The 13,385-nt window shown below is 67.3% G+C and carries 9 protein-coding genes; 5 read left to right on the top strand and 4 right to left on the bottom strand.

All coding sequences use genetic code 11. The features are described from left to right. Nucleotides 1-27: 27 nt before the first annotated feature. Nucleotides 28-1,077 (bottom strand): DUF2332 domain-containing protein, encoded by a 1,050-nt coding sequence (locus tag K8940_RS01265; protein ID WP_223392744.1) that lies wholly within the window; start codon nucleotides 1,075-1,077, stop codon nucleotides 28-30. Nucleotides 1,078-1,431: 354 nt separating this feature from the next. Here K8940_RS01265 and K8940_RS01260 point away from each other — a divergent pair, with 354 nt between their 5' ends. From K8940_RS01260 to K8940_RS01250, 3 genes are all read left to right on the top strand, one after another. Next, entirely contained in the window at nucleotides 1,432-3,258 is a 1,827-nt protein-coding gene (locus K8940_RS01260; RefSeq protein ID WP_223392743.1) for a methyl-accepting chemotaxis protein, read from the top strand. 358 nt (nucleotides 3,259-3,616) lie between these two features. Beyond that, a complete protein-coding gene (locus K8940_RS01255; protein ID WP_223392742.1) occupies nucleotides 3,617-6,121 on the top strand; it encodes a TonB-dependent receptor domain-containing protein in 2,505 nt (834 codons plus the stop codon). A 264-nt stretch (nucleotides 6,122-6,385) separates the two neighbouring features. Then, nucleotides 6,386-6,583, top strand: coding sequence for a hypothetical protein (locus tag K8940_RS01250; RefSeq protein ID WP_223392741.1), 198 nt, complete (start codon nucleotides 6,386-6,388; stop codon nucleotides 6,581-6,583). Nucleotides 6,584-7,006: 423 nt separating this feature from the next. On the opposite strand, the gene hisG is transcribed toward K8940_RS01250, so the two are convergent. From hisG to hisS, 3 genes are read right to left on the bottom strand one after another with little or no spacing between them, the layout of a single operon-like run. After that, nucleotides 7,007-7,966: an ATP phosphoribosyltransferase gene (gene hisG / locus K8940_RS01245; RefSeq protein ID WP_223392740.1), complete on the bottom strand. Its 960-nt coding sequence runs from the start codon at nucleotides 7,964-7,966 to the stop codon at nucleotides 7,007-7,009. Beyond that, complete coding sequence (locus K8940_RS01240) at nucleotides 7,963-9,108, bottom strand: ATP phosphoribosyltransferase regulatory subunit (RefSeq protein WP_223392739.1); 1,146 nt, start codon at nucleotides 9,106-9,108, stop codon at nucleotides 7,963-7,965. Before K8940_RS01240 ends, hisG begins: the two co-directional genes overlap by 4 nt. A 4-nt stretch (nucleotides 9,109-9,112) precedes the next feature. Further along, nucleotides 9,113-10,600 (bottom strand): histidine--tRNA ligase, encoded by a 1,488-nt coding sequence (gene hisS, locus K8940_RS01235; RefSeq protein ID WP_223392738.1) that lies wholly within the window; start codon nucleotides 10,598-10,600, stop codon nucleotides 9,113-9,115. Between the two features lie 291 nt (nucleotides 10,601-10,891). On the opposite strand from hisS, the gene K8940_RS01230 reads away from it, so the two are divergent. Then, the gene (locus K8940_RS01230) at nucleotides 10,892-11,848 is read left to right on the top strand and encodes a hypothetical protein (RefSeq protein ID WP_223392737.1); all 957 of its coding nucleotides are present in this window, start codon (nucleotides 10,892-10,894) and stop codon (nucleotides 11,846-11,848) included. A 433-nt stretch (nucleotides 11,849-12,281) separates the two neighbouring features. Further along, nucleotides 12,282-12,629: a hypothetical protein gene (locus tag K8940_RS01225; protein WP_223392736.1), complete on the top strand. Its 348-nt coding sequence runs from the start codon at nucleotides 12,282-12,284 to the stop codon at nucleotides 12,627-12,629. Nucleotides 12,630-13,385 lie beyond the last annotated feature (756 nt).

Here is a 13,385-nt window from a genome sequence, read left to right as displayed (position 1 = left end):
GCGCGGTTGGCCGGCGGCCTTCGCTCCTCACTCGCCCATCCCGAACCATTCCACCCAATCCCCGTAGGGATGGCAGATGGCCAGCACCTTGCTTTCGCCGTCCGGCCAGCGGGTGCAGCGCAGCTGGACCTCGCGGCGGTCGGCGGTCCATTCGAGGCCGATCTCGACGAGCGGCCGCTCGGCCGTCGCCCCGGCGCCGGCGGCGTTCATCATGGCCGCGACCTCGCGCCGGTCCCGATCGCTCAGGTACTGCAGGAACATCGTGTGCACGACGGCGCGGCACAGCCCCTCCGGCTGGCGCTCGGCCAGGCGTTGCGCGAGCCAAAGCTTGGCGTCGCCCCGGTGGACCCGAGGCGGATGCGCGACGGCGATCTGCAACGCCGCCTCGAGGCGTTGCGATCGCATGGGCTGATCGGCCCAGGTGAAGGACAGCAGCCGTTCGCGATCGGCCGGGTCCAGGGCGTTCAGCGGGCTCAGGTCGACGCCCTGGGCCGAGGCGATCGACACCGGGGCGGTCGGCGGATCCGCGCCACGCCATTGCGGCGCGATGCGAACGGCGGAGGCCGGATCCCCCGCGGAGACCGCGCCCAGCCTGTAGGCGTATAGGGCGAGATTGAGGTTCAGGCCGCAGCTCGAGCCGAGTTCCAGGATCTGGAACGGCATAGGCCGTTCCGCGGCGACCGCCATCAGCGCGGACATGATCGCCGCCCCCCGGGCCACCTCGTTTGTCTGGGTCGGATAGCGCATCCAATCGGCGATGAACTGGTCTTCCCGCGTCAACGCCTCGGCGATCGCGCCGTCGAAGTCCTCGTGCTCGCCGTTATAAAGGTCGGCGAGATATCGGGGCGTCCCGCGGCGCGCGAGCGCGTGAAGGGCCCCATTGACGCGAAGCGCGACGGCGGCGGCGGCCGGATCGCCCGGCCAGCCCTGGATCATGCGGTTGCTGATCGGCGCGAGCGGCAGCTGGCGATCGACCGCCTCGAGCACGGCGGCGAGGAAGGCCGAGCCCGTCGAGCGGCAGCTTTCAGCCTGCTCCACGAACGCGTGCGCGGCGCCAGCCCTCGTGAGCGTTTTCATAGGGTCACAATCCACACGAGCAACACGCCCCACGCAATTTAAGGTAAAACGGCTCACGCCGACCAAGCTGAAACAACGCCTGCGTGTAGAATTGAAATCTAGTATTGTCAGTACGGTAGAAACCAATGAACAGCAGCGCCTGTTAAGGCGACATAAATGCCCCGCAATCCTTGGCGAGACTTTATGTCGCAGACCCAAATCGGGGACATGAGGTCGTTTTTAATGACCAGGAAATAACTATTGCCTAGCTGTTGTCATCAATGTCGAGGCAGGAATCCGCGGCGAAAGTGTTCGCAAGAACGGTTCGATAAGCGCCGGGATCAAGGGGATAGCCGGCCGGCTATTAGTGGAACGATGACATCCAAGATGAACATCCCGAAGAAGCTCAGCCTGTCGTTCGTTTTCATCTGCGTGTCGGCGGCGATCATGATGGTCGTCTTTCTCGCGACCATCATGATGGTCCGCGCCTCGACCGAGACCAACAATCGCAGCCAGTCGATTCACGCGGACGCCCTGGCGCTCGAGACGGCCATTCTCAGGCAGAACAGCCAGTTCCGCGGCTTCCTCGTCACCGGGGACAAGAGCTATCTGAAGTCCTACTACGAAGGGCGCGACGAATATGACCGCGTCTCGGAGAAGCTGAAGTCGACGCTCACCGACCCGGTCATGCTGAAGGCCATCGACGACTCGCGCGTCGCGACGCTCACGTGGCGGAAGAACTGGGGCGACCGGATGATCGAGGTCGTCCAGGCCGGACAGCGTGACGAGGCGCAACAGATGGTGCGCGACGCCGGCAAGAAGGTTCTGGTCAGCGCGGCGGTGCTGCCCTTGCGCGACATCCGCGACGCCGAGGCCAAGCACATCGCCGAGGCCGGCGCGCGCCAAAAGACCGCCATCGTCACGGCCTTGGCGGCCCTGGGCGTGGGCGGCGTCGCCCTGATCGCGATCGCGATGACGCTCTCGCGGATGCTGAGCCGCACGATCGCGCGCCCCATCACGACCCTCACCCACGCGATGACCCAACTCGCCGAAGGCGACAACGACATCTCCGTCGACGCCGACCGCGCCGACGAACTGGGAGACATGGCCCGCGCCGTGCTCGTCTTTCGCGACGCGGCCCTGGCCAAGGCCGAGGCCGACCAGGCCAAAGCCCGCGCCGAGCGGGCCAAGGCCGAGGCCGACCAGGCCAAGATCGGCGCCGAGGCCGCCCAGCGGCGCGTCGTGGAAACGCTGGACACGGCCCTGGCCGCGCTCGCTTCCGGCGACCTGACCCACGTCATCACGAGCCCGTTCGAAGCCGAATACGAGCGCCTGCGCCAGTCGTTCAACAGCGCCGTGGAAGGCCTCGAGCAGAGCATCTCGGGCGTCGCGCGGTCCGCGCAAAGCGTCCACCTGGGCGCGGCCGAGATCTACTCGGCCTCCGAGGACCTGTCGCGCCAGACGCAACAGCAGGCCACGCGCCTGCAAGAAACCAGCATGGCGACCAAACAGGTGACCGTGATGGTGGGCGAGACCGCTCAGCGCGCCTTGGACGCCCGGACGGCGATCCAGGTCGCGAACGGCAACGCCATGGAAGGCGGCGCCATCGTGAACGAGGCGATCTCGGCGATGGACGCCATCCAGACGAGCTCGGAAGAGATCAGCCAGATCATCAACCTGATCGACGCCATCACCTTCCAGACCAACCTGCTGGCGCTGAACGCGGGCGTCGAAGCTGCGCGCGCCGGTGAAGCCGGCCGTGGCTTCGCGGTCGTCGCGCAGGAAGTCCGCGCGCTGGCCCAGCGCTCCGCCGACGCCGCGCGGGACATCAAGACGCTGATCCACACGTCCTCGGTCCAGGTCGCCAGCGGCGTGGGCCGGGTCGGCGACACCGGTCAGATGCTGACGCAGATCGGCGCGAAGATCGGTGACACCAACGCCCTCATCAACGAGATCGCGCAAAGCACCGAAACCCAGGCCGACAACCTGAAGCAGGTCAGCAGCGCCGTCGCCAGCATGGACAGCATGACCCAGCAGAACGCGGCGATGGTCAAGGAAGCGACCGCGGCCGCCCGCAGCCTGGCGGCGGAGGCCGATGAGCTCACCACGCTGGTCGCCCGCTTCCGGCTGCGCTCGACCGAGACCGGCTCCAGCGCGTCGGGCGCGACGGGGCGGGGCGCTCGCCCGGCGGCGGCCGCCTAGGAGGGTCGCGCCCATGAAGACGGGCGCGACGAGGAGGAACGGCGGGGTCCGGACGGCCGCTGGCGGAGCGATCCGAGCGGCGCGACCGCCCCCAGCCCGCACGGCCCATTCCCGAAGCCGCATGCCAGCGCGGGCTTCGAGCAATATCCGACAATCAGTATCAAATGTACTTTCAAGTAGAGTGCGAGATATTCGCACATCACTACATGATATAGTGCAATATGTCGCAGCTGCATGTACAAAATGTCGCAGGCTTAACCGGCCACAGCGGAACTTCTATTTACATATAAGTTACGAAAACTGCGCCATTACGGACCCCAGGAAACAAAACTATTCCAAATGGGACTGGGGAAATCCAATGAAGCATCTGTACGTGTCCGCGGCGATCGCGCCCTTCCTGCTGATCATGCCGGCGGCCGCTCAGAGCGCCGAGGCGGCGAAACCCGCCGACAAGGTCATTCAAAGTGCTGGCGGCAAGGCTCACGGCGAGGCCGTCTTCTCGACCGGCGTCGCCAAGGGGCGCGACCGCCTCGACAGCGCCACCTCGACCAGCGCCCTACGCGCTTCCGAATTCGAGACCTACGGCGCCCACTCCTTGGGTGAAGTGCTGCGCAACATCCCTGGGATCCGCGCCGAGTACGCGATCGGGGAAGGCAACGCCAACTACTCGATCCGCGGTCTGCCGCTGTCGGGCACGGGCTCGAAATACGTGCAGCTCCAGGAAGACGGCCTGCCGGTCCTGGAATTCGGCGACATGTACCAGTTCGGCACGGACATGTTCATGCGCGCCGATCTCAACGTCTCGCAGATCGAGACCATCCGCGGCGGCTCGGCCTCGACCTTCGCCTCGAACTCGCCCGGCGGCGTGATCAACCTGATCTCGAAGACCGGCGACACCGAAGGCGGCGCCGTTCAGGCCACGTACGGCCTGGGCTACGGCGAAAAGCGCGTCGATGGCGAGTACGGCGGCAAGATCAGCGACACGCTGCGCTTCCATGTCGGCGGCTTCTATCGCCAGGGCGAAGGGCCGCGCGACGTCGGCTACACGGCCTACAAGGGCGGGCAGATCAAGGCCAACATCACCAAGACGTTCGACAACGGCTATGTCCGCGTCTACGGCAAGTATCTGAACGACCACACGCCCAACTACCAGTTCGTTCCCATCAAGGTCTCGGGCACGAACGCCGATCCGACCTTCACCAGCCCGGCCAACTTCAACGTGAAGACCGACTCGCTGCTGTCGCGCTACGTCAGCAACGTCATCCGGCTGGACGAGAACAACAACCTCACTCAAGACGATCTGCGCGGCGGCCAACACGCCGTGGTCAAGTCCGTGGGCCTGGACGCCCAGTATGAGGTGAAGGGCTGGACCATCAGCGAGAAGTTCCGCTTCTCGGACGTGGGCGGGAGCAACCTGACCATTCGCCCGATCGCCGTGAACCAGGCGTCCGTCCTGTCGGTGGCCTATGGCGGCGTTGGCAACACGCTCAGCTACGCCACGGGCCCGCGAGCGGGTCAGGCCATCACCAGCCCGGCGACGCTGAACGGCAATGGCCTGCTGACCTCGGCATTGCAGCTCACCACCAAGATCAAGAGCTTGAACAACGTCACCAACGACCTGCGCGCCAGCCGCGTCTGGGACATCAACGGCGGGGACCTGACCACCACCGCCGGGTTCTACGCCTCGTCCCAGGACTACGCGGCCGATATGGTGTTCCCCAACGTCCTGCTCGGCGTGGCGGGCAACGGCCAGTCGACGCTGATCAACACCAAGACGGCGGCCGGCGTGCCGTTCACGCAGGACGGTTACGTCTCCTACGGTCTCGGCAACACCTTCCGCCGCAACTACGACATGAACTACGGCGTCAACGCGCCCTACGCGTCGGTCAATTACCACATCGGCAAGATCGCCGTCGGCGGCAGCCTGCGCTACGACATGGGCAAGGTCCGCGGCACGCTTCTCGGCGCCGAGCTGGGCGGCGGGCGGCAGGGCACGGCGTCCTTCGACATCAACCGTGACGGTACGGTCTCGACGGCGGAGACGAAGGTGTCGGTCCTGCCGCTGGGCCAACCGGGCGATGTCCACTACGACTACAACTACCTCAGCTACTCGACGGGCGTGAACTACCGCGTCGCCGAGCAACTGGCCGTCTTCGGCCGCTACAGCCGCGGCGGACGCGCCTCGGGCGACAAGATCCTGTTCACGCCAGCGGTCAACTACAACACCGGCAAGCTGGTGGACGACCAGAGCGCCTACGACACCGTGAAACAGGCCGAATTGGGCCTGAAGTACCGGGTCTCGGGCGTGACCTTCAACGTCACGGGCTTCTCGGCGAAGACAGGCGAGCGCAACACCCAGGTCAGCAGCGGCGCTGATGGCTCAACTCAGATTTACAACATCGTTCGCAGCTACAAGGCCAAGGGCGTCGAGCTGGAAGCGGCTGTTCGCAAGGGCCCGTTCAGCGTGACCGCCGGCGCCACCTATACGGACGCCAAGATCTCCAAGGACGCCCAGCGTCCGGAGCTGGTCGGCAACACGCCGCGCCACCAGGCCGACTTCATCTACTCGGTGACCCCGCAGGTCGAGCTGAAGTACGTGACCTTCGGCGCGAATGTGATCGGCACCACCAGCGCCTACGCGCAGGACACCAACCAGCTGAAGCTGCCCGGCTACAAGCTGGTCAACGCCTTCGTGCAGGTCCGCCCGACCGAGCGGGTGCAGCTGATGCTGAACGTCAACAACCTGTTCAATAAGCTGGCCCTGAGCGACTCCGAACAGGCCACGATCCCGGCCAGCGGCGTCGTGCTCGGCCGCGCCTACCTCGGCCGCACGGCCTCGGCGACGCTGCGGTACACGTTCTGACGAAAGAGGTCGGGACACCCCCTCCCGACCACACCGCCACGAGGCCGCCCCCCTTCGGCGGCCCCGAACGCGCCCACGGCGAAAGCCCCGTCGGTCGAAAGACCGGCGGGGTTTTTGTCATCCGCCTGGGGCGGGCGAAGTCATGCCGCGAGCCGAGCCATCCACCGGCCCGGGGCCAGGCAAGCGCGCCGCCTTAACCTTGCTTGGTCAGTCCGGCTTAAGGCTTGCGGACCAGACTACCGGCGCATCCCTTGAGGAATCGCCGTGCAGGTTTCCGCCACCAACGCCGCCCGTTACGCCGCGCCGCGCCCCGCCGCCTCGCAAGAGGCCCCGGCCCCGGCCGTCGACCTGACCCAGCTGGCCGTGGCGCAGACCAATGTGAAAATGGCGGCGGCGGCCGGCGCGGCCATGGGCCAGACCACCGGCGAACTGACCGGCGTGCTGCTCAACATCTCGGCCTGAGCCGAGCCTCCCATCCACGTTCCGTGAAGACCCTCTGAGCACGTCGCGACGCGGCGGCGCGATACGCCGCGTGGGCGCTCGAAAACCGCTCCGGTCAATTTTGACCATAACGTCAAAAAGCTTGGCTATAGCCCAGATACACCAAACCCGCCGCGGGGGATAATCGCGACGGGCTGGCTATTTTCTCGATCATTCGATCTAGGCGGGCGTTTCCTCCCCGAAACGCCGAAGAACGGGAGCTCTCTGTTGGGCTCGTTTCGCTCTTGCAGTGTCTAGAAACGTCAAATTCATGACGGTGTCAACGCATCAAAACCCTTTTTCGCAACGGGTTCGCCAGATTTTTGACGCGGAAGGCGTAGTTTGGACGCGAAAGTCGAAGATACCCCCGGATTCCGCGTCCATATTTGACAGATATGTCAAAACTTACTTTCGCAGAACCTCGGTGAAGCGATCCAGCACCGCCGACCGCGACTCGAACACGTAGTCCGGGCGCGAGACGGTCACCGGCTCGACTCCGGCGGCCGCCAGGGCGGCGGCGGCGTCGAACAGGTCGCCGGTCGCCAGCAGGGCGCCGTTGGCCCGGCGCGAGCCGCCCTTGGCGACGAAGGCCGCCACGGCCGCCTGGGCCGCCGCGTCCTGCTCGGCCGGCCAGACCAGGGTCGCCAGCTTGCCCGCCCGGCCCTTGGCCTCGACCACCGACAGCAGCCGCTTCAGGCTGTCCAGCTGCTCGGCCGTCCAGCTGGCGATCAGCGAGGCGGTCAGCTGGGCCTGGCTCTTCAGGATCACGCCGTCCGACAGGATCTTCAGGCCGTTGGCGGCCAGGGTCGCGCCGGTGGTGGTGATGTCGACGACCAGTTCCGCCGCGCCGGCGGCGGGCGCGCCTTCAGTCGCGCCGCTGCTCTCGACGATGCGGTAGTCGGCGACGCCGTGGCGGGCGAAGAAGGCCCGGGTCTGGGTGACGTACTTGGTCGCCACCCGCAGGCGGCGGCCGGTGCGGGCCAGGTGCGCGTGCCCAACCTCGTCGACATCGGCCATGGTGTCGACGTCCAGCCAGCTCTTGGGCGCGGTCACCACCAGGTCGGCGCGGCCGAAGCCCAGGGCCCGCAGCAGCATGACCCGGCTGTCCATGTCGTCGCCGCGCTCGCGCAGCAGGTCTTCGCCCGTGACGCCCAGGTGCAGGTCGCCGCTGTCCAGCCCCGCGGCGATGTCGCCGGCCGACAGCAGCCGCACCGAGACGCCCGGCAGGCCGGCCAGCTCGGCCGAATAGCCGCGCGCGCCGCCGGTCATTTCCAGCTTGAAGCCGCACTCGGCCAGCCAGGCCTCGACTTGGTCCTTCAGGCGGCCCTTGGAGGGGATGGCGAAGATCATAGGTGCAGCCGTCATTCGCCGCCTCCCGCATAGGCGCGCGCCGGACGGACCATGAAGCCCACCGCGCCGGTGTTGGTCTCGGCGCCCAGCTTGCCGGGCAGGCCGTCATAGCGGCCGCCCGCAGCCAGCGGCCGCTCGTCGCCCAGGGCGGAAGAGCGGACCTCGAACAGATAGCCGTCGTAATAGCCGAAGGCCCGGCCGAAGGCGGCGGCCAGGGTCACGCGGTCCAGCGGAACCCCGCGCGCGGCCAGGCCCGACAGGCGCGACCGCCAGCCGGCGACGGCGGCCTTCAGCGCCGCGCCGTTCGGACCCGCCAGGGCCGCGATGGCGTCCAGCGCCGCGTCCGGACGATCCGAGACGGCCAGGAAGGCGCGGACCTTGGCGGCCTGCTCGGCGTCCAGACGGCCGGCCTTGGCGGCCTCGGCGCGCTCGACCAGCCTGTGGGCGATCTCGGCCGGGCGGCGGCCGCCGACGGGCTCGATGCCGGCCAGGGACCACAGCTCCTGCAGCACCGCCGAGGCCTCGGCCTCCGGCAGGCCGGCCAGCAGCGAGGCGATGCGGCTCTCCTCGCCGGTCGGCTGCTCCACGTCGCCGTCCAGCTCGGCCTTCAGCTGGCGCGGCTTGGCGAAGGCGCGCTTGAGCCGGGCGGCCAGGGGCGCGGCCAGATCCAGGCTGTCGACGAAGGCGGCGAACAGCGAGACGTCGCCCAGGATCAGGCTGAGGTCGTCCCGCCCGCCGGCGGCCGAGGCCGCCCAGGCCAGGGCGGCGATCTCGGCGTCGGCGGCCACGGGGTCGCCGGCTTCGAAGGCCTCGATCCCGATCTGCAGGAACTCCTCGGCCCGGTCCGAGCCACGTGGCGCGACGCGGAACGCCTTGCCCTCGTAGCGGTAGCGGCCCGCCCCGCCGCCCCCATTTTCGCTTCTGGCGGAAAAGTGCTGCCGGGCCACGGCCACGGTGAAGTCGGGGCGCAGGGCCGCCTCCTCGCCGCCGTCGCCGGAGACGACGAACAGCCGGGCGCGCATGGCCTCGCCGGTCAGGTCCAGCAGCAGGCCCAGGGGCTGCAGCACGGGCGCGTCGGTCGCCACGGCGCCGGCCGCCAGCAGGGGCGCGCGGATGGCGTCGAGCGCCTCCGCCGGAATGGAACGCTCGAGCCTCACCCTATTAGCCCCCGATGATCTTGCGAACCGCGGCGACCAGCTGGTCGCGCGGGATGGTCTGCTGGCCGGGACGCTCGGCCTTCCAGGCGGCGTTGTCGGCCAAGCCCTCGGCGGCCATGCGGCCGGCGTCCAGGTCCTTGATCGTCACCGTGCCGGCGGCGATCTCGTCCCCGCCCAGCATGACCACGGCCGGCGCGCCCCGGCGGTCGGCGTATTTCATCTGCGGCTTCATGCCCGAGGTCCCCAGATAGACCTCGGCCGGGATGCCCGCCGCGCGCAGCTGTCCGACCACGGAGAAGTATTCCGGCATGTGCGCCTGGTCGAAGGTGATCACCACCACCGGCCCGCGCGCCGTCCCACCCGGCTCGCGTCCGGCCGCCCGCAGCGCCGCCGCCAGGCGCGACACCCCGAACGAGAAGCCCGTGGCCGGGGTGACATTGCCGGTGAACCGCGCCACCAGGTCGTCATAGCGCCCGCCGCCGCCGATCGAGCCGAACGAGACCTTGTTCCCCTTCTCGTCCGTGGTCGTCAGCAGCAGCTCGGCCTCGAACACCGCGCCGGTGTAGTATTCCAGCCCCCGGACGATCGACGGGTCGATGAAGGCCTGGTCGTCGGCGATGCCCAGGCTGGTCAGGGCCGCGTCGATCCGCGACAGCTCCAGCAGGCCCTCGTCGCCCTCGGCCGAGCCGGCCACCACCTTGGCGATGTTGTCCAAGGTCGCCGAACGGCCGCCCGCCCCGGCCTGGACAAAGTCCAGCACCGAGTCGATCGCCTTGCCCTTCAGGCCCGCGCCCTTGGTGAAGTCGCCGCTCTCGTCCAGGCGGCCCTCGCCCAGCAGCAGCCGCACGCCGTCCACGCCCAGGCGGTCCAGCTTGTCGACCGCGCGCAGCACGGCCAGCTTCTGGCCGGCGCTGTCGGCGCCCGCCGCCGTCAGCAGGCCGTTCAGCAGCTTCCTATTGTTGATCTTCAGCACCGCCGCGCCGCGCGGCAGGCCGGCCGCCTCCAGCCCCTCGACCGCCATGGCGATGATCTCGGCGTCGGCCTCCGGACGGGCCGAGCCGACCGTGTCGGCGTCGCACTGGATGAACTGGCGGAAGCGCCCCGGCCCCGGCTTCTCGTTGCGCCACACCGGCCCGAAGGCGTAGCGGCGGAACGGCTTGGGCAGGGTCTCCCAGTTCTGCGCCGCGAACCGCGCCAGCGGCGCGGTCAGGTCGTAGCGCAGCGCCATCCACTGGTCGTCGTCGTCCTGCAGCGCGAAGACGCCCTCGTTGGGCCGGTCGCTGTCGGGCAGGAACTTGCCCAGGGCGTCGGCGTATTCGAACGCCCCGGTGTCCAGCGCCTCGAAGCCGTAGCGCTCATAGACCGCCGACACCGCCTCCAGGATCGCCCGCTCGGCCCGCAGGTCGCGGGCGCGCTTGTCGGCGAAGCCCCTGGGGCTGCGCGCCTCGGGGCGGAAGTCTTGGGGCGTGGTGTCGTCTGCGGGGGTAGTCATCGTCGGTCCTTAGTCTTCAAGGCTTCGACGGATGGCGCTTTAGCCAAGCCCCATCCGCTAGGCGGGGCTCTGGCTGGGAGCTTGCGTTAGAGCGAGCGAACCCGGCCGATCCCGCGAGGCGAGGTCGGATGGTGGTGGTGGCCGTGATGGTGCGGCGCGCGGGTCATCGGGCGGGGGTGTAGCGGATGTGGGGCGGTGGGGGAAGGGGAGGATCTAGAATCGTGCTAAAGTTGGTATGTCCTTGCGACAGCTTCTTTGGAGAAAATAGTTACACTCCAAAGGCTTAACACCATGAACGCCGAGGTTTCGTCGCTGTCAAAACTCAATCCCAACGGTCCTTATGAGCGAATGACGATAGAGATGACCGAGCGCTTCCGCGCTGCGCTCGAAGCATTTCGCCGCAACCCAGAAAGCGAGAAACACAGTCTGGAAATGGCTTTTCGAGACCTATCCAAAGGACTGGTGCAGAGCGCATATCGCTTCGACGCTGGCGCGACTTTCTTCCGTGGGCGAATAATGGAGCAGAGGCCTAGCCTCATCAGCGAGATATCCGCCCCTCCTCCTTCGCGCTGTAAGTTGGGACGCGTCAATCAAGAAGGTGAGAGCATCTTCTATGCAGCTACGGCTCGGGCGGCTGTTCCTTTCGAAATAAGAATCCAAGAGGGACAAACGTTCGCTTTGGGCCACTGGAAGCTTAGACGTAAGCTCACCGCGATTGTAGTCGCCCATCATCAATCAATCTTCGCCAGAAATGGCTCGCAGCGCTTCCCTCCCCTCAGCTTCCAAGGACCATGGAGTCAAGAAAATGCCTATCGCATCGGCGAGCAGATGCTCGCTGAAGTGTTCGGCGCTGACTCAAATGATGAAAATCATAAATGCTCATCATTTATCGCATCCATTATCCGAACCATGAAACTAGACGGTGGGTTCGGCTATGGGTTGCTCTATCCAACGATGGCGATGGGCTGCAATGCGGACAACGTCGCAGTTAAGCCTCGCCTTGCTGATAGCCACCTAGAGCTGGAACACGTCGAATTCTTGAGGCTGACAAAATGGGAAGGCCTAGTAGGCTCTCTCGAGACGATCGCTGTCGCCCGTAAATTCTCAAGAGGCAAAATCAACTGGGAAACAGAGAGAGGCATTACTCTAGGCCCAGGCGAAGCCATGAAAGTTTTCGTTGAGAACGGGATGTATCGCTTCGCAAAGGAGCTTCCAGATGGAAGCCTTGGCGCAGTGTGCACACTCTAGAATTTGAGCTTGAAACTCAAATCTGACCCAACAACACATTCCGGGCCCCTTAAATCTCACGGCGAGACGATCGCAGGGCTGATCAGGTCACTCAAGGACCGCCCTCCGGGCGGCCGCTCCGCGGCGGCGAAGCCGTCCTTGACTGACCTGATCAGCCCTGCACGCTGCAGCCTCCAAGAGATGTAAGGCTCGGCCCGACCGGGGCGGTCGGGCGGCGACGGGGGCAAGCGGCTTGGCGCGGCGAGCGCCCCCTCCGGCCCTCTGGGCCACCTCCCCCGCGATGCGGGGGAGGAGAGAGGAGGCGCCCTGCCCCTTTCCGCACCGCCTTTCCCGCCCCGCCCCGTCCCCGCGATTACACTTCGTTACCCAGCGGCCACATCCTGGTCGGCTTCGCGCGCCAGCGTCGCCGCCGTCATCGCCGCCGGAGATCCGCATGAAGTTCGCGACACCCCTCGCCCTGGTCCTGTCGCTGGCGGGAGCCGCGCCGGTCCTGGCCCAGGTTCCGGCCGACGCGCGGTCGCAGATGGTCAAGACCTACAGCCAGATGTGCCGGCAGGGCGGCGTCAACGTGCTGGGTCCGGCCGGGGAGTCGGACATCAAGGACGCGCCGCAGCTGGCCGCCTATTGCGACTGCTTCGGCGGCAAGTTCGCCGACCGGGCCCTGGCCAGCCTGGGCAAGCCCAAGGGGAGCAAGCCGCTGTCGCAGTCGGTGGCCGAGGAATACGACATGCGCAACGCCTGCCGCCGCGCGCAGGGCCTGCCCCAGGTCAAGGCGCCCTAGGCCCGGACGGCGCGCCCTGGGCAGTCACGGGCGCTCCGCACGGGGCCAGCACGGGCGTTCAGCGCGCTCTATCCTCGGAATTCGCGAGATCGACTCCCGCGAAATCAACGGCTTGTCGATTTTACGCCCCGCTGAATGATCCGCGTTCAAACCGCCCCCCATACTTGTCCTCGCCCCACCGCAGGGGAGGCCGTCCAGCTGGCGACCTGACGGGCGGTGCGGGGCGGTCGAGCGGGTAGCGCTCGTCGGCCTCTTCCTTGGGAGAGGCGCCGTCGCGACGGATCCAGCACGGGCTCCCTGAAACATCGGGACGAAAGGCTGGCGGCGACGGCTTCGACGGCGCGCCAGGCGCGGGCTGAAATCCCCCGCGCGTTCCGGGAGGGTCGCTTCCCTCCCGCCCGCCGGAGGCCTCTCATCGGGAGCGGATCAATACCCCGCGCCCCGAGGGCTTCCGCACCGACGATCGCGCGGAGCGCCCGTGTCACGTCGAAACGGTATCTCCCATCCAAACCTCCGGGCGCGGCCCGGACGCTCCGCCGCCTCCCCAGCCCGCCGGCTTTCCCGGCGGAAGACCGTCGCCTCACGCCTCAAACCCGGAAGGAAACATCGATGCCCAGGCGCAATCCAAAGGCTAAGGCCGGCCCTGCCACCGCTCGCCCTATCACCGCCGACAGCTCCGCCCTCGACATCCTTCGAGAGAACGTCCGGCTCCAGCTGGAAATCATGCGGCGAAGCGCCTGGGAGCGCCACCAGGCG

The sequence above is a fragment of the Caulobacter segnis genome (genome assembly GCF_019931575.1).
Classification (GTDB): Bacteria; Pseudomonadota; Alphaproteobacteria; order Caulobacterales; family Caulobacteraceae; genus Caulobacter; species Caulobacter segnis_C.
This window is presented reverse-complemented; position numbering and strand designations above follow the sequence as displayed.

Coding starts and splice junctions, on each gene's coding strand:
- hisG (WP_223392740.1), bottom strand. CDS start 7,966: ATGACGGCTGCACCTATGATCTTCGCCATCCCCTCCAAGGGCCGCCTG.
- K8940_RS01260 (WP_223392743.1), top strand. CDS start 1,432: ATGACATCCAAGATGAACATCCCGAAGAAGCTCAGCCTGTCGTTCGTT.
- hisS (WP_223392738.1), bottom strand. CDS start 10,600: ATGACTACCCCCGCAGACGACACCACGCCCCAAGACTTCCGCCCCGAG.
- K8940_RS01225 (WP_223392736.1), top strand. CDS start 12,282: ATGAAGTTCGCGACACCCCTCGCCCTGGTCCTGTCGCTGGCGGGAGCC.
- K8940_RS01255 (WP_223392742.1), top strand. CDS start 3,617: ATGAAGCATCTGTACGTGTCCGCGGCGATCGCGCCCTTCCTGCTGATC.
- K8940_RS01230 (WP_223392737.1), top strand. CDS start 10,892: ATGAACGCCGAGGTTTCGTCGCTGTCAAAACTCAATCCCAACGGTCCT.
- K8940_RS01265 (WP_223392744.1), bottom strand. CDS start 1,077: ATGAAAACGCTCACGAGGGCTGGCGCCGCGCACGCGTTCGTGGAGCAG.